The sequence below is a fragment of the bacterium genome (genome assembly GCA_030647555.1).
GTDB lineage: Bacteria > Patescibacteriota > Andersenbacteria > UBA10190 > CAIZMI01 > CAIZMI01.
Window position 1 is genome coordinate 1 of sequence record JAUSJG010000015.1, and the last position, 18,335, is coordinate 18,335.

Annotated in this window: 18 protein-coding genes and 1 tRNA gene; 5 read left to right on the forward strand and 14 right to left on the reverse strand. The window is 43.3% G+C overall.

Annotated elements, in window-relative coordinates:
* Together Q7S57_04160 and Q7S57_04165 are read left to right on the forward strand one after the other, a co-directional pair.
* On the forward strand, positions 1-266 hold a 266-nt coding region (locus Q7S57_04160; protein MDO8512441.1), incomplete at its 5' end, for a transposase.
* A 240-nt stretch (positions 267-506) separates the two neighbouring features.
* Positions 507-782, forward strand: a complete 276-nt coding sequence (locus tag Q7S57_04165; protein MDO8512442.1) for a hypothetical protein — start codon at positions 507-509, stop codon at positions 780-782.
* 233 nt (positions 783-1,015) lie between these two features.
* On the opposite strand, the gene murA (Q7S57_04170) is transcribed toward Q7S57_04165, so the two are convergent.
* The 4 genes from murA (Q7S57_04170) to Q7S57_04185 form a co-directional block, all read right to left on the reverse strand.
* Positions 1,016-2,326: a UDP-N-acetylglucosamine 1-carboxyvinyltransferase gene (gene murA, locus Q7S57_04170; GenBank protein MDO8512443.1), complete on the reverse strand. Its 1,311-nt coding sequence runs from the start codon at positions 2,324-2,326 to the stop codon at positions 1,016-1,018.
* A 183-nt stretch (positions 2,327-2,509) separates the two neighbouring features.
* Positions 2,510-3,448, reverse strand: a complete 939-nt coding sequence (locus Q7S57_04175; GenBank protein ID MDO8512444.1) for a hypothetical protein — start codon at positions 3,446-3,448, stop codon at positions 2,510-2,512.
* Between the two features lie 173 nt (positions 3,449-3,621).
* Complete coding sequence (gene murA, locus Q7S57_04180) at positions 3,622-5,043, reverse strand: UDP-N-acetylglucosamine 1-carboxyvinyltransferase (protein MDO8512445.1); 1,422 nt, start codon at positions 5,041-5,043, stop codon at positions 3,622-3,624.
* A gap of 213 nt (positions 5,044-5,256) precedes the next feature.
* Positions 5,257-6,276: an IS110 family transposase gene (locus tag Q7S57_04185; GenBank protein ID MDO8512446.1), complete on the reverse strand. Its 1,020-nt coding sequence runs from the start codon at positions 6,274-6,276 to the stop codon at positions 5,257-5,259.
* A gap of 74 nt (positions 6,277-6,350) precedes the next feature.
* Between Q7S57_04185 and Q7S57_04190 the strand changes: the two genes are divergently transcribed.
* Positions 6,351-6,473 (forward strand): hypothetical protein, encoded by a 123-nt coding sequence (locus tag Q7S57_04190; protein MDO8512447.1) that lies wholly within the window; start codon positions 6,351-6,353, stop codon positions 6,471-6,473.
* A gap of 95 nt (positions 6,474-6,568) precedes the next feature.
* On the opposite strand, the gene Q7S57_04195 is transcribed toward Q7S57_04190, so the two are convergent.
* The 4 genes from Q7S57_04195 to Q7S57_04210 form a co-directional block, all read right to left on the reverse strand.
* Positions 6,569-7,087, reverse strand: coding sequence for a class I SAM-dependent methyltransferase (locus Q7S57_04195; protein ID MDO8512448.1), 519 nt, complete (start codon positions 7,085-7,087; stop codon positions 6,569-6,571).
* A 125-nt stretch (positions 7,088-7,212) separates the two neighbouring features.
* A complete protein-coding gene (locus tag Q7S57_04200; protein ID MDO8512449.1) occupies positions 7,213-7,716 on the reverse strand; it encodes an Hsp20/alpha crystallin family protein in 504 nt (167 codons plus the stop codon).
* A gap of 67 nt (positions 7,717-7,783) precedes the next feature.
* Complete coding sequence (locus Q7S57_04205) at positions 7,784-8,866, reverse strand: hypothetical protein (GenBank protein ID MDO8512450.1); 1,083 nt, start codon at positions 8,864-8,866, stop codon at positions 7,784-7,786.
* Between the two features lie 73 nt (positions 8,867-8,939).
* Entirely contained in the window at positions 8,940-11,717 is a 2,778-nt protein-coding gene (locus tag Q7S57_04210) for a valine--tRNA ligase (GenBank protein MDO8512451.1), read from the reverse strand.
* Positions 11,718-11,789: 72 nt separating this feature from the next.
* On the opposite strand from Q7S57_04210, the gene Q7S57_04215 reads away from it, so the two are divergent.
* Positions 11,790-12,113 carry a hypothetical protein gene (locus Q7S57_04215; GenBank protein MDO8512452.1) on the forward strand — a complete coding sequence of 108 codons (324 nt, stop codon included), beginning with the start codon at positions 11,790-11,792 and terminating at the stop codon, positions 12,111-12,113.
* Positions 12,114-12,239: 126 nt separating this feature from the next.
* Here Q7S57_04215 and Q7S57_04220 read toward each other — a convergent pair whose 3' ends face one another.
* The 4 genes from Q7S57_04220 to Q7S57_04235 form a co-directional block, all read right to left on the reverse strand.
* Positions 12,240-13,346 carry a tRNA (adenosine(37)-N6)-threonylcarbamoyltransferase complex transferase subunit TsaD gene (locus Q7S57_04220; GenBank protein ID MDO8512453.1) on the reverse strand — a complete coding sequence of 369 codons (1,107 nt, stop codon included), beginning with the start codon at positions 13,344-13,346 and terminating at the stop codon, positions 12,240-12,242.
* 105 nt (positions 13,347-13,451) lie between these two features.
* The gene (locus Q7S57_04225) at positions 13,452-13,826 is read right to left on the reverse strand and encodes a response regulator (GenBank protein ID MDO8512454.1); all 375 of its coding nucleotides are present in this window, start codon (positions 13,824-13,826) and stop codon (positions 13,452-13,454) included.
* Complete coding sequence (locus tag Q7S57_04230; protein ID MDO8512455.1) at positions 13,823-15,061, reverse strand: GAF domain-containing sensor histidine kinase; 1,239 nt, start codon at positions 15,059-15,061, stop codon at positions 13,823-13,825. The genes Q7S57_04225 and Q7S57_04230 overlap by 4 nt, the downstream gene beginning before the upstream one ends.
* Positions 15,062-15,101: 40 nt before the next feature.
* Complete coding sequence (locus Q7S57_04235; protein MDO8512456.1) at positions 15,102-15,491, reverse strand: response regulator; 390 nt, start codon at positions 15,489-15,491, stop codon at positions 15,102-15,104.
* Positions 15,492-15,818: 327 nt separating this feature from the next.
* Between Q7S57_04235 and Q7S57_04240 the strand changes: the two genes are divergently transcribed.
* Positions 15,819-15,890, forward strand: a tRNA-Glu gene (locus tag Q7S57_04240).
* 272 nt (positions 15,891-16,162) lie between these two features.
* Here Q7S57_04240 and Q7S57_04245 read toward each other — a convergent pair.
* Positions 16,163-17,458, reverse strand: a complete 1,296-nt coding sequence (locus Q7S57_04245; protein ID MDO8512457.1) for a sigma factor-like helix-turn-helix DNA-binding protein — start codon at positions 17,456-17,458, stop codon at positions 16,163-16,165.
* Positions 17,459-17,594: 136 nt separating this feature from the next.
* Complete coding sequence (gene pgeF / locus Q7S57_04250; GenBank protein ID MDO8512458.1) at positions 17,595-18,329, reverse strand: peptidoglycan editing factor PgeF; 735 nt, start codon at positions 18,327-18,329, stop codon at positions 17,595-17,597.
* Between the last annotated feature and the right edge of the window lie 6 nt (positions 18,330-18,335).

The following is an 18,335-nucleotide window of genomic DNA, read 5'->3' on the forward strand; positions in this document are numbered from 1 at the left end:
AACAGAGCGGTGCCAATCTAAACACCAACGGCAAAATCACTAAACGTGGCTCGAAACATTTACGTCGTGCTTTAACTTGTGCCGCGGGGATTGCTAAGATGTATGATCCGGAATTAAAGAAATACTATCAAGACAAGCGCGATCAAGGCAGAAAGTACCGAGAAGTATTGTGCATTCTTGGACGCAAGATGGGCTTTAGAGTCTTCGCTGTTTTACAACGAGGGACGCCTTACGAAAAAAGAGAACTGAAGGAGGAACGGAAATGATGTACCACTTGACGGAAGATTTGAGGTCTTGATTGGATCGTATTGCGTCGCCGACCAATGCGGGTCGGACCTTTGCGAAAAGTCCGACCCGTGGAGTCCAACCAATTTTTGTCAGACTCTATTGACATATTTTTTTAGAACAGCTATAATGAATACTCCAAAGCTAATTATAAGGCAATATATCATCGCAATCGTGACATAACGGCCAAAATAATCATAAATGTTAACTATTACGGACAAATGTATAACACCAATCCCCCAACAAACAACTTAAGCACCGAGTACATGGCGCGCGTCTTTCGCGCCCCTGTTACGTCAATAATCGGCACCCTCGACCTTCTCCGTGACGGTATCTTTGACAAATTAGATGATAAAAAAAAGGCCGAACTACTCAACAACGCTTATGCCAAAGCAAAAAAACTGAATGAATATATCAACTACAGCATCTGCAACGACCGACACTGTATGGATAATACTTGCAAGATACACTTTCCAGACCCTGTTAATAATAGCTAAATATAGAGGACACTCATAATCAACAGAACTCGAATCTCATAAATTTTCAATTGTCAATTCCCAATTTTCAATGAATTATCCAGCCTTCGCTACCCACTTCGCTAAAGCTACGAGGGTCAGGAAAGCTTCGGCCGGCAGGCAATGACTTAATTATCAATTGACGACGTCGTCTTTTGATAATTTAAGAATTGAACATTAATTGATAATTGGTCATTGAAAATTGATAATTCCGTTTACTCTTCCTCCACCGTTATATCCGCCCCCAATTCAGCGAGTTTTTCGACGACATGATCAAATCCCCTTTCCAACTTTTCCACACCCTTAATTCGCGTTGTCCCAGTGGCAACTAGCGCCGTAAGCACGTAGGCAAAAGCGGAATGAATATCCGAAATCATCAAATTACCTCCCACAAGAGCCGTTGGTCCTTTAATAATTGCGCTGTGTTTCTCGCCCTTATTTTTAAAACGACACTCACTACTACCCAAACATTCCGCAAAAACTTGGACATCCGCCCCCATCTTCACCAAATCATCGATGTAGCTAAAGTGTTGCTCATGAACCGTTTCATGCAAGACTGACGCGCCATTACACTGCGTCAACACCACCGAAAACGGTGGTTGCCAATCGGTCATAAATCCCGGATGGACACCGGTTTCCAGATTAATAGCTTTTAACTCACCTTCATGCGAAAACGCAATCCCCTCGTCAATAACACTAAAACTACCGCCAATTTTTTTTATGACATTCAGTAATGTCTGATTTTCATCTTGCACCGCTCCGTTAATAAACACACTTCCTTGTGTAGCGATAGCCACGCACGCAAATGACGCTACCTCTATTCGATCCGGAATAATGCTATGTTCTGCTCCATTGAGAAATCCCACACCCTCCACCACAAACATTCTTCCCGGTTCGTGAAAGATTACCGCGCCCATCTTTTGAAGCAAATTAGTTAAATCAATAACTTCGGGTTCCACTGCTACGTTTTTTATCACTGTTTTTCCTTCTGCCAAAACAGCTGCCAGTAATAAATTTTCCGTCGCTGACACACTAGGATACGGGAGTGTAATTGTTGCCCCTTTCAATTTACCGGCACGAAAATTCAACATATTATCTTTTTTTTCTACAATGGCTCCCATCGCCTTGTACCCTTCTATGTGATAATCCACCAGTTTTTGCGCACCCTCTTGTGAACTATCAAGTGGTATTTCCGCGTGTCCGAAACGATGTAAAAGCGGAGCGACCAAAAGCATCGGCAAACGGTTTTTTCCGTGCCACTCAACGGACGCTTTACTATCCCTCACTTCAGGCGTCGTTAAATGCATAAATTTATTTTCTTTATCCCAAGTAATCTGTGTGCCAATCTTTTCTAGCATTTCCATCGTACTTTGCACCTCTCCTATTTCAGGGACGTTTTTTAAACGAATTGGGTCAAAAGAAAGAAGCGAAGCAATCATCATTTTCGTGACCGCGTTTCTGGATCCACTGACCTTCACTTGACCGTGTAATTGATTTCCTCCGTTTATGATGTATGTTTTTGACATTTGTTTTATTTTATCACAGATTTGCGACACACCTGTACCACATTCCAAGTGGTCCAAGATTGGACCACTTGGAATGTGGTACAGGTTCGTTTAATTATAATTAATCAAAACATCCCCCGTCGCTCTAAATAAAAAATCTCCCGTCCGAAAACGGGAGAGAAAGAACCCTGAATGAACAAACTCTTACGACGGAAGTCGTGCTTTCCGGATCCGATTCACGCAACCAGCCACTTCACGCATGAAGTTTTCAACGGGGAGTTCCGGTGCAGAATGACCGAACATCTCGACCGTGTGACCATGCGGCGTAAGCAACACCTGAAACGCCTCATCTTGCGCCATTCCATAGGGCGCACCAGACGACACCAACATCGATCCTGGAGTCGGTTGCATACGCAACCATTCGGCGATCGTGTCTTCGGTGGTGGGACGCTGTTCTTTGCCCCCAGGTGTAGCCGGCGGCTTCATTGGGGCATCCACAAATATGATTGGCAACTTCCACATTTCCTCGCCAGTTGAGTCTGCATAACACAGACATGCAGCCTCCCAAAGAAACCGTATCATCTGCAACTCGGTTTTGGGTTCATTGCTCCGCCAAAGCTTTTTAAGCCCATCACCGTAGACATTCGCCGCATTCGGGTGAACGGCGAAACAGTAGGTCATCAAATTTTCCTTCGGCCCCTGCAATTCCCGTTTTCCACCAAACACAACAATCTCATTCCAGCGCACACCGCTTTTCCAGGCACCGAAAAGATCAGCAAGTCGCGCCCCGGCTCGCACCACCAGAGCACCTGGCCATGCCGCACGCAAATACTCTTTCTTTTCAGGTTCAGTGGAAAGCAGAAAACCACAAGCCGCGAGGTGACGCCGAAATTGATTCGGCGGACAAGAAACATTAACCTCCGACAATTCCCACCGTTCGAGTGGTTGCCCTGTAATCTTATCTTTCTGAAAAAACCGATCTTGCAGCGCATAGTCGATGGCGATCAGGTCGCGACCAGGAACTTGAACATCGCGCAAAAAAGCCGCAAAGGCCCAGGTGGGACGATTATCCACACCAAAGAGAAGAGCTGATCGACGCACAGAAGTACCTCCAAATAGAGAAAACAAGTTGTAAACGGACACCTCCCAAACTTCAGGGAGTTATACTATATAGCATTTATTATTAAACCTGTCAAATTTCGTTCGCGCGAAACAGGGTCGGACTCCTCGAGGGGGTCCGACCCTAATTGGTCAGCGACTTAATATGGCAATTCAACGACGACCAATGAGGGTCGGACCGCTTATGCAGTCCAACCCTATATTACAAACTCCACCGGTTCCGGTGGTAATGGGATTGCTTCTTTTTCAGAATACCCCACTGAAATTTGCGACGGCACTTTTGATTCAGTCACGATTTGTCCAGTTACATCATCTTGCACTTGAATATCCGCGCCCAAGCCACGTAATTTTTCCACCAACGATTCGTAACCGCGTTCCAGTTGATCAACACCACTAATTACTGACGTTCCCTGCGCCATCAAAGCCGCGATCACATACACAAATCCGGCCCGTAAATCCGGCACAACTAAATCTACCGCTTTCAAATTAACCGGTCCGCGCACCGCCACACTGTGCGGACAATTCATCCCCTGAAAACGACAACTGTGCCCACCCAAACAATCGGTAAACAAATTCACGTCCGCGCCCATTTTTTTCAAGCCCTCAAAATAGCCAAAGCGTTTTTCGTGGACAGTTTCGTGGACCACCGACATTCCATTGGCTTGCATCAGCAATAAAGAAAAGGGTGGTTGCCAATCAGTCATAAACCCGGGATGTGTTCCTGTTTCCATTGTTATTCCCTTCATCTGGCCGGTGGAATAAAACCAAATTCCATCTTTGGTAATTTCAAACGCCCCGCCAATTTTACGCAACATATTCAAGAACGTACGCATCCCGTGCTGGCTAACTCCTTTCACCAAAATACTGCCACCAGTAGCGATAGCTGCACAAGCAAAGGACGCCGCCTCAATCCGATCCGGCGCCACCCGGTGCTCGGCCCCGTTAAGTTTTGCGACACCTTCAATAACAAAGGTCCGTTCCGGTTCCAAGAAAATTATCGCTCCCATTTTTTGTAAGAGATCAACTAATTCAATAATTTCCGGTTCGATAGCAGCATTTTTAATCACCGTTTTCCCTTCCGCTAAAACAGCGGCCAAAAGCAAACTCTCCGTGGTCATGACACTTGGATACGGAAGATCAATTACCGCGCCATGCAATTTAGTCGCCTTGAAAACAAGTATGTTGCCGATTTCCGTAATCTCCGCGCCCATTGCGCGATAACCGGCCAAATGAAAATTAACAGGCCGTGGACCAATGCGATCGCCACCCTCAATTGGAATCTCGGCATAACCCATCCGGTGCAAAAGCGGTCCGGCTAACAAAATCGGAATACGATGTTTACCGGAAAAAACCGCCGGCACAACCGCAGTCTGCAAGCACGGAGAAACCAAATGGACAGAACAATCATTATCGCCGTCCCACATCGCCTGCGCGCCCAAAGAGTTAAGCAGACTCATCGTAAGTTCCACTTCACCAATGTGCGGAATATTGGACAGTTTTACCGGTTCAGACGTCAAAAGCGAGGCCACCATCATCTTTGTGACCGTATTTTTTGACCCACCAACAGTAACAGACCCCTTTAAGGGGTTTCCTCCAGTAACGATGTATTGCTTTGACATAGACGTAGTATTATATACTCAAGTGTGATATTTGTCAATATCCGATTTTGTAACTACTCACCGGTTTGAAAGTTCGTCTTTGCGAGCCCTTTCAAGGGCGAAGCAATCTTAGCGCATTTTGTTTCTCGCGGGAGATTGCTTCGGCGTTGAAACGCCTCGCAATACCCGTTAAAGGAACGTGTCAAATAGTTTCTTTTTTTCAAGGTAATAATTTTAGTTTGCAGTTGCATAAAAAGTACGTGAAGGATCGAAGGTTGTTTTTTGCGAAATCACAACATACATGATGCGAACAATTTTTCTGGCAATAATCACCAATGCTTCGACATGGTTTCTGTTTTCTTGCTCCCGCAGATAATCATAATATGCGCGAAAATCGTTATTGTTCATTGTCGCTCCCCAGGCCGCGTTATACAGTCTGCGCCGTAAGAAATTATTGCCACGCTTAGTTAACTTGCACTGACCTTTCCATGTACCGCTTTCTCGCGATGAAACATCTAATCCGGCATAACCGATCCATGACTTAGCCGAAGGATAATCCGCAGAAAAGAAGTGTGTCGCCAATGTGGCCGCGAATACAGAGACACCTGGAATGGAAACAAGGTTCTTGATGTTTTCTGATTGTTCTTTGTTTCCTTTGACTTCCCGTACCACTTCGTTTTCCATTTTATTAATTTTCTTTTCGATGTTTGTTACCGCTTCAAGTAATTGTCTTTCGTTTTCGGTAAGCGGAGACTTTAAGTTATCTTTCGCTTCTGTGAAGCTGTCGATGATCGCTTGCATGGATTGCAAGGTGTGACTTAATGAGCCAATACAAGCCAATTTCTTGCGCAGAACAAGTTCATCACCGGTCATACAAAAGGGTTTTGGTAAGTGTTCTTCAAGTAGTGCAACATTAGCTAATACCTTCGCGTCCGCTTTGTCTGTCTTGACCTTCCTGATACAAGATTGGGTATACTTTTTAGCAAGGAGTGGATTAATCACGCGGACATCCAAATTGTTTTTTGAAAGAATAAGTGCAATCAACCAGTGGTAATGTCCGGTGGACTCCATTACAATCTTTCCTTGATAACCCACCAATTGTTTTGCTAGTTTCTTGATGCCTGTTTCGGTGTTGCTAAACTTAAGCGCTTTTGAGAATCCTTCCCGGAATTTCAAACAGATGCTCATTGAAGCTTTAGCAACATCGATACCGACGGCGAGAATATCCTTTGTTTGTTTTTCTTTGTTACTCATACTTTTGTATGTTTAAGATTAAGATGCAGAAAAGTATTTTCATTTGTCCCTGTCATATTGGTTAAAGTGGCTAATTGCCATACCCGATAACGGAGATGCAAACGAACATTCTGCTGAAAACAGGAAGAGAAAATGGCATTGCGCGTGGCTTAAAAGCCATAGACGGCCTCGTTTTCTTCTTCCTGTTTTCAGCATAACAAAAACGACTAACGGATTATACTTACCCTTTATAAGACGGCGTTTTTCGAATTACTTTCAGGCAAGTGAGGAGTTACCCGATTTTTACCTGTTTTTATGACGATTCCACACGATACAGATACACTTTTCCCACACCTTCGATACTCATTTCCGCCTCTGCTTGCCAACCCGGGAGTGGAAAAGTGTAAGTAATAATTCTGGTTCCGGTTTTTAATGTTTGCCGTAGCTCACGCATCAGATTTGGTAATGTTTTCGGCATCAAGAACAGAAATAAAACTGTTACTTCCGACATATTAGCGGCAAAACCGTCCCGCAATTTAACAGAACCTTTTACTCCATTTCGCAACAGTGTAATTTCAGCCAACAACCAAAGAAACGGTGATAATTCATAACCGATTACTTTAGCCCCTCTCTTAGCGGCCATCACCAACACTCGCCCATCACCCGCACCAATATCAACCAAAGTATCCCCCTCTTTTACCTGTGCCAGATCCAATGCCACTTCTACCGCTTTTTTTGGCGTTGGAACAAAAGGTGCGCCCTTCCACGCGGCGACAGCCGTCATTACGCCCGCTAACAGGATCAAAAAATAGATGAACCAACTGATGGTCATACAATTGTCATACCAAATATACCCCTTCAACACCACAAATAGGCAATTCATGCCTGCCCGCCATAACCTTGGTGACGGCGGGAATTGCCCCTACAACAGACCTCATTTCAATGAATATAATTCTTCTAAAATCCACGAACCTTTACCTTCTTAGTAAGCAGTGCGTCGGCCTTAGGAATCCGAATCGTCAAAATACCATCTTTTAATGACGCATCCGACTTTTCTGAAACAATATCAACGGGCAAGATAATCGAACGTGAGAATGAACCCCAATAACACTCGCGATAAAAATAATCTTCTTCCGTTACTTCTTCATCGTGCCGACGAGTGCCTCTAATTGTTACCATGTCATTGGTAATCGAAACATCCAAGTCATCCGGTTTAACACCCGCAATCGTGGACTTAACAACAATAAATTCCGGTGTTTGATAAACATCAACTGTTAACTGACCCTCTTGTTCATCCATCGCCCCCTTCTCTCCGCGGGCACTTGGTGTAATTTTGGTCGGCTGATCCTTGTCTTCATCAGAAAGCATTTCCACAACTTTTTCATCATCGTCACTTTCGATGTCCACATCGTGACTTACCGAACCGGTTAGGCGTTGAAATAGTGATCGTCGTTCTCCCATATGGAAACATTATAGCACAGTGATTATTTAACGAAACCCCCATGTTTTCATAAAAGTTGGATTCCTACTATAGAACCGGCTCTTTTCTCAAAAGTTCATCAGATTCGTCCGTGGGATCAAAATTATATCTATAAACTTTTGTATTTCCTAATTGTAAACACTGACTGCCTCCTTCGGAATTATCGCAGGATGAAACACTCAATTCTTCAACCTGATTACCAACGTATTTTTGAGTATCAATTTTCCCGATAATGCTATTCCCTTGAACACAACTCAATTCCCCCGTAGTCTTTACCACCTTGGTCAACTGAAGATTGTTACCGACAACTTTCCAATACCCAGAATAACCAAGATCCTTGGAGGAACATTGCAAATAGTTGAATTTTCCGGATGCAAAGAATTGATACAGAGCACCGCCATTCGTCTCTTTTTGCCACTCGCCTACTAGACCCCTTGAAAGAGGTAAAACAATACCCACACGTGAAGCGGAATCATCTAGTTTTAACGATGATATCACCTTATCTAAAATCGATTGCTTACTCGTAACACCCGCCAGATCATACGAATAAAACAAGGTAATAACTCGGTTATTACTTGCGGAAATAAATATTTTTGCATATTGGGTTGCCGATGGATCAATCGCGCTATGAAACACATAACTAACACGTATGGCCTCATGTCCGTTGATATCGATCTTTTCCTCTTTCTGGTCACTTTTTAAGTTTGAGTACATTTCTAAGGCATTATAAAACTCCTCAGATGCTGCATTTTTATAAGCTTTTCTAAGAATATTTTCTTCTACAATTCCACTGGGGTAATATCCAGAACCGGAAGTGCTGTCGAGACTAGATGCCTTCTGTAGTGTTACCTGAAAATTCAAATTCGGATCAGAAGGAAAAATAATACTTGAGTAGGTTTCGGGATTCGTTTTAAAAATTGGCTGACCCCAAGAAGCTGGGTAATCAAAACTAATTCCCAGTTCATTGTTGCTGTATGAAATCAAAGCGGGTGACGAAACTTTTGTTGTCACATTGATACCAGCCGGAACAACTGTGTTTAATTTTACATATAAATAAATTACTCCACCAATTAAGAAAGCAACTATCGCAATCCCAATAACGACGATAATAATTTTATGTACGTATTTCATATGATTTTAATATTACAACTCGGTTTGTTGGAATTCAATAACCTTATTGAACCAAACAAAAAAACAACCAATCCTAAATACTTTCGATTAACGTTTTCAGGGCCGCGATTCCTTGCTTCTGTTTTTCAAGTTCGTTCCGCTTCACAACCAGTAAATCTTTTAGTTCTTTGATAATGTTCGCCGGTGCCTTATCGCCCATCTGAATCAAGCGTTGCTCCAATTTAGTAATTTCTTCTTGCGCTTTCTTGGTATCAGCCTCCATGGCAATCATCCGTTCTTTGAGCGGCAAAGTTGAAAGTGTTTCAGCGGTCAAAGCAATCTTTGAACAAGCTGACGCCGGCAACGACACCCATTTTGTGCCTTCTTCTTTTTCTACAACTTTTGAAAAGTTACTCAATTGCGCGATCGCTGACCACAAAGGTTTTAGCTTCTTTTCTGTTTGCAGAAGAATTATTGGTTTATTGCCATTTGGAATACCCAACAAATTCCGCAAACTCCTTAATTCGCTTACAATAGCCTGAAAATCTTTAATTTCCTTTATTTCTTTCTTCTTGGTCTTCACTTGTTTTGGCCAAGCAGTGTTAATCAACATTCCTTTCTTATCACCAAAATCCTTCCATAATTCCTCTGTCACAAATGGCATAAATGGATGCAATAATAACAAACATTGTTTGAACACATCTTTGGCGACACTTGCGCTTGTGAGACCAGGAACCTTACTTACTTCAATGTACCAGTCGGCAAATTCATCCCAAATGAAGGCGTGCAAGCCCCTGGTCGCGTCACCAAAACGAAATTCATCTAAGGCATTAGATACCTCCGCGGACACTATTTCAAGGCGCTGTAAAATCCAATTATCAAATACAGTCGGGGCTGTTTTCGATTTCTTCGCGGAACCAATAAACTTACCCATATTCCATAATTTATTGGCAAAATTTCTACCAACCCGTACGGCGTTTTCATCAAAACGCAGTGCTTGCTGATCTTGCTGTGTTTGAATCAATAAACCAAAACGCACCGCATCCGCGCCATACTGATTAATCAAATCCATCGGATCAATCCCCGTCCCCAAAGACTTACTCATCCGCTGACCTTTTAAATTTAGCACCGTGGGATGAATAATGACATTTTGAAATGGAATCTGCTGACTCAAATTTTTCTTGCCATATTGTTTGGCTGGCAGATATTTATGCTTGTCCGTGAACTCCAAACCGGAAAAAATCATCCGAAGCACCCACAGCGGAACAATATCTCGAGCCGTCGCCAAAACGGATGTCGGGTAAAAACGCGCAAAATCATCGGTCATTTCCGGCCAACCAAATACCGCAAATGGCCAAAGCGCCGCTGAAAACCAAGTATCCAAAGTATCAAGGTCTTGGACGAACGCCGTTCCACCACATTCCGGACACTTCTTAGGTTTAATGGGAGAAAACACAACGTGCGCATCCGCGCCCCCTGTACCCTGTACCCTGTACCCTGTACCCTTGTCAGCCTGACAATACCAAACAGGCAACCTGTGACCAAACCACAGTTGACGAGAAACACACCAGTCTTTTACATTAGCCAGCCAATCCAAAGAAATTTTCTTCCAGCGCTCCGGTTGCATTTTGATCAAACCTTTTTCGATAACTTCTCTTGCCGGTTGCGCCAATGGTGCCATTTTTACAAACCATTGTTTGGAAACTAGCGGTTGAATTACTGTGTTGCACCTATCACACAAAGAGACATTGTGACGAATCTTTTTAGGATCACCTTCCAATAAATTTATTTTTTTTAAGTTATCCAAAACCTTTTCACGCGCCTCGTTAGTTGTTAAGCCGACATATTCCGTTCCGGCCGCCACCGTCATTTTTCCGTCTTCCCCAATCACATTAATCACCGGCAACTTATGCCGTTCACCGATTTCCCAATCCGTTTGATCATGTGCCGGCGTAACTTTTACCGCGCCCGTCCCGAATTCTTTTTCAACTGCATGATCCGCTACGATCGGAATTTCACGATTTGTTAATGGTAATTTAATTTTCTTACCAACCAATTTTTGATAACGTTCGTCGCTTGGATAAACCGCCACTGCTGTATCACCAAGCATTGTTTCCGTACGCGTTGTCGCCACAATAATTGAGCCGGAACCATCAGACAGTGGATATCGAATATTGTAGATCAAACCATCTCGTTCTTCGTGCTTCACTTCTAAATCCGAAATTGAAGAAGCACAACGCGGACACCAGTTTACAATTCGATCACCGTGATAAATCAAACCCTTTTTGGCGTAATGAATAAAGGCTTCTTGCACGGCGCGGACATATTCCTTGTCCAATGTAAACCGCTCTCTAGTCCAATCGCAGGAAGAACCGATTCGCCGTAATTGTCCACTGATGGTTTTTCCATATTGTTCTTTCCATTCCCAAACACGTTCGATAAATTTCTCACGTCCTAAATCATGACGTGTTAGACCCTCTTTTTTTAATTGTTTCTCAACGACATTCTGGATGGCAATACTTGCATGATCCATTCCCGGAATCCAAACTGTGTCGTCCCCTTTCATCCGGTGATAACGAATCAAAGCGTCCTGCATCGATGCGTTCAGGGCGTGTCCCATATGCAAAGAACCAGTCACATTCGGCGGTGGAATAACAATCGAAAAAGATTTCTTCCCGCGCGGTTTTTTTACAGCCGGTTGAAAAGCCTTCGCGCGTTCCCAAGATTTATAAATTTTCTCCTCGGTTAAAGAAGGATCGTAGGGTCGTCCGTTTCCCCTCTTTACCAAAGAGGGCCGCCCATCTGGGCGAGCCTCGCTCTGCGGAGCGGGGCGGGGGGAGATTTTTTCCATGTTTTCAGTATCAGTTGACATAAAGTAAGTACCAGAGTAAGATACCCCGTTACGCTTGTTCGTTCAACCATAGCTCAGGAAAGGGCAATCAAAATGTCAGGAAAAAACGGGTACTGTGGAGCAACAATTCATCAAATTGGTCACGAAACGTTCTGGGGAGAAGCTGCAAGAATCGCTGCCGAAGTCTTAAATCTCTTTGCGGACAGTTCTGGCAAGGTGGTCGTCGCTGTAGAATTCGCACCTCTTTGTACTAACCGAGAATCGGCGCTTGCTGATACCATCGACCTCATGGATGCGATCATTGTATGGGCACAAGATCTTTCGGGGTCACACGAACTCATTGCGACACAAGAATTAGTGAAGAGAAACAGATCATTCGCCGGAAAAATCACGATCACCAAAGAACCGGGGTATTGATTAATCCCCCCCCCGCCGCTAACCACGCGGCTTTTTTATTTTATTTTGCCGAAGCAAAATAAAATAATCCCCCGTAGCCTTGGCGAAGGGGGATATTTTCATCATTCATAAATCATTATTCATCATTCACGCACCCGGCATCGCAATGCCAAGCAGAACCGCCACACCGATCATCGCCGCATTATCCGTACAATATTTAATTGGTGGAACAACTAACGGAGTGTCCCCCAAGGCGACTTTCATTGTCTCACGCAATTTTGTATTAGCAGCCACACCACCGGCAATAATTACTTCCTGCGCGCTTTCTTGCTGAACCGCTTTTAAAGTTTTTTGCACTAAAATATCCACAATTGCGTTTTGCGCACTCGCGGCCACGTCCGCTTTTTCTTGCAGTGATAATTTTTTGTCACGAATTGCGTAATACACTGCCGTTTTTAATCCCGAAAAACTAAAATCCAAATTATCCGTATTTAACATCGGACGTGGAAAATCAAAAGCTTTTTCGTTTCCCTGCAAGGCCAATTTTGCCAATTCCGGACCCCCCGGATATGGAAGTTCCAACAGGCGCGCAATTTTATCAAACGCCTCCCCCGCCGCGTCATCTCTCGTTTGACCTAAGAGTTTTAATTCCAATTTTTCGTTCAACCGAAAAAGTTGCGTATGCCCACCAGAAACTACCAAAACAACCGCGGGAAATTGATGTGTAACAGACAAAACCCCTCCACGCCTCCCCTTGATAAGGGGAGGAATCGCGTCTCCCTCCCTTTTCCAAGGGAGGGCCGGGGCCGCCATCAGGCACTCCGAATCTCGAAGATTCGGAGTGGATTCACCATCATCGAGCAACCAACTCGCCGCGATATGCCCCGCAATATGATGAACCGAAACAAACGGCTTTCCCCAAGCCACCGCAAGTGCGCGCCCCGCCGTCTCCCCCACCACCAATGCTGGCCGTAGCCCCGGTCGCGTGGTTGTTGCGATAGCATCAATTTGTTCTTTAGTTATTCTCGCTTGTTTCACTGCCTCTGAAATTACAGGAACAATCGCCTCAACATGCGCTCGCGCCGCCACTTCCGGCACAACCCCGCCAGTAATTTTATGAATATCAATTTGCGAAGAAACGATGGACGACAAAACGACGATTGAATTTTGATTTCCGATTGATGATTGATGAAACTCGACAACCGCAGCCGCCGTTTCGTCGCACGATGTTTCAATTGCTAAGACACGTTGCATGGAAACCAGATTAGCACAAAATTACATATTCGCATTAATGTCCGACCTTTATAGGTCGGACATTAATCTAACGTTTCGAATATTTATCAAAATTCAAAAATTCATTTATTTCTGCGGAACGAATTTTTCAATTAAATCAAACAACACTTTTCTGGTAACTTGTTCTTTTCGCAAAACACTATCCGGATTAAATGACTGCGCGGCCTTTAAATCTTGAGTATAAGCTGTCGCCAATAAAATTATTATCGGAATATTTTTCGTAATTTTGTCATCACGTAAATCTCTAATTAATTCCACGCCCGTTTTTATTGGCATCAATATGTCCGTCATAATAAGATCGGGTAATTCCGTTTTTGCCAACGCAAACCCTTCCTCACCATTCACCGCAGTAAGAACGGTACAAGTAGCCTCTAGAAAGCGCTGTAATAGATTGCGAAATTGTTCGTCATCTTCTACGATGAGAATTTTTGTTTTTTTCATAATGATTTTATTGGAAATGAAACATAAAAAGTTGAGCCTTTTCCTTCACCTGCAGATGTAAACCAAATCTTCCCACCGTTGGAGTTAATATATTGTTTTGCAATAAACATCCCCAAACCGGATGAAGCTTCGGGGTGTCGCAACACATTTGATGCGCGATATAATTTTTGAAAAATCATCTGCTGTTCGCCTTCGGGAATACCTGCGCCGTCATCTGTTACTTCTAAAACAATATCATTATTTTTGCTCACCAATTTAACCATGACGCGCGACTTGGCATATTTTATCGCATTATTAACAACATTCGTAACTGCTTCGTGAATCAACAATTGATCAACAAAAATATTATCGTTACCGTTAAATTTATTAAACGTTAAATCTACCTTATGTTGATTGCGGTATTTTTCCAAATCTTTTATCACTTGATCAACCAACAAATTCGCGGAAACATGTTGTGGTTTTGGATCCAAATCACCTTCGTCAATAGCTTTTACATTCAAAAAACTTTCCACAAACATCCTTAGTTTAATTCCCACTTTTTCAATTTCTCCAATTATTTGATTAAATTCTTTTTTGTTGGCTTGTATATCCACTTCTTTCAGTAATTCAACGTTCCCTCGCAACGTTGCGATTGGCGTACGAAATTGGTGCGCAACAATATTAATCACTTCATTTTTTACCTGCTCCAGCGCGACTAGTCGCGAATATGCCTCAACATTATTTAAGGAAAGTGCCAAGGAATTAGCATAAGCCAGCGCCAATGCTTTCTCATCAAAATCAAAAACATGAGGTTTTTCATAATACAAGCTAATTGCCCCCAAAACATTGGCTAACGCCCGTAACGGCACCCCCATTACCGCACGCACCCCCATTTCCTCCAAGATTTTCTTTGCATTTTTTTTACTATAAAGAGGTGTATCGTTTAAATCTTCCGTCGTCCACGCCACTCCACTGTCAATGGCATACTTCACTTCCGGAAACTGATCAGCAGGAACAGCATCTTTGCAAAAAACACTCAAGTCGTCACTTAAGTCGTGACTATATTTGAGCGTAACTGTTTTCTCTTTACGATCATAGAACCAAAGCGCTAACGCCTTAGCACCAAACAGTGTATGCAGTTTCGTCGAGAATAACGCTAATAATTGTTCTTGTGGCATGTCCACTGCTGTGAGAGAAGAAAGTTCTCCAAGTGCGATCAATCGATTGGCGAGCGGTATATTGTTATTATTTTCCATTTTTTTTCATAAACAAATTAAGTTAATTAATCACACCATCCTACACGACCACTCCCACATTGACATATTTTTTCACCTCTTTCAATAATTCCGCCGGTAATATATCCGTCTTAAATAAAACATTTTTTGCTCCCAATGCCCTCGCTTCTTTTTCCATTCCATCAAATTGCGCGTTTGAAAGTAAAATCACCGGTCCATTTGGAAGTTCGGGCGATTCAACACTTAACCGACGAAGCACTCCCATCCCATCCAATTTAGGCATCAACAAATCAAGAAGAATCACTGCGTACCCCCCACCTCTCGCCTTTATCAATGCTTCTTCTCCATCTTGTGCCAAATCAACCTCAAAACCCTTACGAGTAAGAATTATATTGTACATATCCCGTAACGCATCATCATCTTCAACCAAGAGAACTTTGCTTTGAGCCATAAATTAACAAAAAGATTAATGTTTAACCGAATTATGCCATTTTTGTGCACTAATTACATTTTAGCACGATAAACCGCCTTTGTTCCACAAATCTTGCCCCAGAAACTTGCTTCTTGTTTGAAAATTATCTATTCTGTTATAGTTCTGATTTCCGATATCTGACTTCCGACCTCTTCGCATGGCCCTATCGTCTAACGGCTAGGACACGAGACTTTCATTCTCGTAATCGGGGTTCGCCCGCCAACACGGCGGGCGCCCGCTGAAATAGCGGGCGATTCCCAAAGATGCACATTGATATTATAAACAGAAGAAGAAATATCCAACCATGGCCCTATCGTCTAACGGCTAGGACACGAGACTTTCATTCTCGTAATCGGGGTTCGATTCCCCGTGGGGCTACAGATAAATAAAAACGACTCCTACATGGAGTTGTTTTTGTTTATCTTTCGTCGAACACGGGGAATTGAAGGGTATTCAAAAAATATGAACTGCTTCATATTTTTTGAAACCCAGGCTTCGCAGGAGAAAATTTCCTTCGAGCAGCAGCGAGCGGAAATTTTTGGAGGCGAAGGATTCCCCGTGGGGCTACTCGAGATTTGTTTCGCTTAGCAAAACTACATAATCACAAAAAAAACGGAAGGTGTTTAGGTAAACGATTACCTACCTTCCGTTCAACTTATTTTTTTCGGCCGTGAACAACCATTGCACCCGACAACCCGCCGAATCTCCTTCATCTCGCTCACCAGATAGAGTGTTATTGGTCGCCCTCGCCAGGTTCTGATTGCATCTTCCCTCACATTAACCATGTTACGCTTTCTTAACCAGGACAGTTGCATGTTGCTGATACCGGCACACTTCGCCGCCAACCCCAACGTAAGCAACCCTGCTTCTTCCGAAAACAACCTTGCCGTAAGAGCGAGAAATACCTCCTTGTGCCAACCCTGCACAGACTGAAGTGTTGTTTCCTTGTCGACACAAACAGCGCGACGTCTAACATTCCGTTCTTTGACGCAACTTTCCTTGTCGCAAACTTTTCTTGCAAGAGAACGCCTTCCTACAACAAAACCATCACCGCAAATCTCACAGGTGCATTTTCCCGTCACAAGCGGATGACAGCGCAGTTTGGCAAGATTTTCCTCATCGATAACAAATGCACTCAACTCACTAGTGCTTCTCCGTTCAAAAACAACAACACCTGTTCTACAAAGTCGAGCAACTGTATTTTTTGAAACACCAAGTTCGGATGCGGCCTCGCTGATTGTCCAAACTTTTTTCTCCCTTTCATCCTTTCTTTGAAAAACTGATTCACCATGAATACTTTTCACCTCCGAAATAAGCTGTCTCGCTCTCTCGCGAGTCACGTTAAAAGCTTCACCAATTTCTTTCAACGTTGCCGTGCGATTTACCAGGAGAATAATCGTCCTCACACGATCGCAATTGATATCCCGTACAGTCGACCTACCCGTTGTGCCTACACAAGACTGACGTTCTGTTACCGGTAACGGAAAGTATTTTTCTATTGTCGCGGTAGTCATACCCAAATCTTTCGCTACATCCGCCTCTGATAAACCCCGCGCCCGCAATACGGCAACTCTTAATTCTCGTTCCTGTTTTACTTCATCCGGCATAGGGGTTCTGCCGTATGATCTACGGACAATCCGCCCTTCCCTGATTAGTTTCATCGCAATCGCGCCAATTCTGAATCGAGATTGTTTGAGTTTTTTGGCAATAGCTTTATTGCTTAAACCAGTCGCCCTCAACTCAACAACCCGCTTCTCCAACCTAGCTTCCCCTCTTTCTTTTTGTTCGCGAGTTTCAAATGGCTTCTTGTTGCCGGTCGCAATTTTACGAACCGTCTCAACAGAAATATCCATGATAACCGCGATTTCCCCAAATGACTCATTTAGTGCTTGTGCCACCCGAACCTGCATACGAGCGCTCAACGATTGTCGAGAGTTTTTTATCATATTTCACCTCTTATTAAATTGTTACGGAGCATCACTATCAACACTAACTGACAATCAGTTAGGACACACTATTTAACCAAATGAGCCAATCAAAGTCAACCCAAATTAGGTGATTATAAATCGATTATTTGAACCACTAATTTTTTAGCGCAATTACCGCCGCAAACCGATTCGCATTTTTATCTCGTCGAAATGAATAATAGTCGGAACTACAGTGGTTACAAATACCTTCAATCTGGATATTATCCTCGTTCACGCCGGTGCTCGTTAATTGCTCCTTATTGCTTGCCCAGAGATCAAAATAAATTCTATCATTTCGGTGAATAACGAACTGCGTTAATTTTGCCACCTCAGCCGCTAAAACAACTTCCTCTCCCACCTCAAAGCAATCAGGACCAATTGACGGACCGATTTCCGCGATAATATCTTTTGGATCGCAATCGTATTTTACAATCATTTTTTGGATAGTTTTTTCCAGAATATGTTTCATTGTGCCCTTCCAGCCCGCGTGCACCGCGCCGATAACTTTTTTTACCGGATCGTAAAGTAAAATCGGTACACAATCGGCCACCAAAATCATCAGGGTAATTTCAGGTAAATTGGTCAGCAACGCGTCTGTATCAGGAATGCCGGTATTAAAATCTACACTACCCCGCCCAGCATCACTCTCGCGCACGATAAAAATATGATCACTATGTGTTTGTTGGCAAAATACGGCTTTTTCTAAAGCAAGTTTTTTTTCAGCAAATATCTGCTGACGATTTTTTAAACCCACCAAAATCCCCTGCTCGTCTTTGATAGAAAAACTACCATCCCCAACCTTGGTGATAAATACTCCGGCACCATTATGTTCACTTATATTTTCAAGCAAAAGATA

Bases quoted from the DNA above. Each gene is read 5' to 3' on its own strand.
- Q7S57_04165 (MDO8512442.1), top strand. From the start codon at position 507: ATGTATAACACCAATCCCCCAACAAACAACTTAAGCACCGAGTACATG.
- murA (MDO8512443.1), bottom strand. From the start codon at position 2,326: ATGTCAAAAACATACATCATAAACGGAGGAAATCAATTACACGGTCAA.
- murA (MDO8512445.1), bottom strand. From the start codon at position 5,043: ATGTCAAAGCAATACATCGTTACTGGAGGAAACCCCTTAAAGGGGTCT.
- Q7S57_04185 (MDO8512446.1), bottom strand. From the start codon at position 6,276: ATGAGTAACAAAGAAAAACAAACAAAGGATATTCTCGCCGTCGGTATC.
- Q7S57_04195 (MDO8512448.1), bottom strand. From the start codon at position 7,087: ATGACCATCAGTTGGTTCATCTATTTTTTGATCCTGTTAGCGGGCGTA.
- Q7S57_04200 (MDO8512449.1), bottom strand. From the start codon at position 7,716: ATGGGAGAACGACGATCACTATTTCAACGCCTAACCGGTTCGGTAAGT.
- Q7S57_04205 (MDO8512450.1), bottom strand. From the start codon at position 8,866: ATGAAATACGTACATAAAATTATTATCGTCGTTATTGGGATTGCGATA.
- Q7S57_04210 (MDO8512451.1), bottom strand. From the start codon at position 11,717: ATGTCAACTGATACTGAAAACATGGAAAAAATCTCCCCCCGCCCCGCT.
- Q7S57_04215 (MDO8512452.1), top strand. From the start codon at position 11,790: ATGTCAGGAAAAAACGGGTACTGTGGAGCAACAATTCATCAAATTGGT.
- Q7S57_04220 (MDO8512453.1), bottom strand. From the start codon at position 13,346: ATGCAACGTGTCTTAGCAATTGAAACATCGTGCGACGAAACGGCGGCT.
- Q7S57_04225 (MDO8512454.1), bottom strand. From the start codon at position 13,826: ATGAAAAAAACAAAAATTCTCATCGTAGAAGATGACGAACAATTTCGC.
- Q7S57_04230 (MDO8512455.1), bottom strand. From the start codon at position 15,061: ATGGAAAATAATAACAATATACCGCTCGCCAATCGATTGATCGCACTT.
- Q7S57_04235 (MDO8512456.1), bottom strand. From the start codon at position 15,491: ATGGCTCAAAGCAAAGTTCTCTTGGTTGAAGATGATGATGCGTTACGG.
- Q7S57_04245 (MDO8512457.1), bottom strand. From the start codon at position 17,458: ATGATAAAAAACTCTCGACAATCGTTGAGCGCTCGTATGCAGGTTCGG.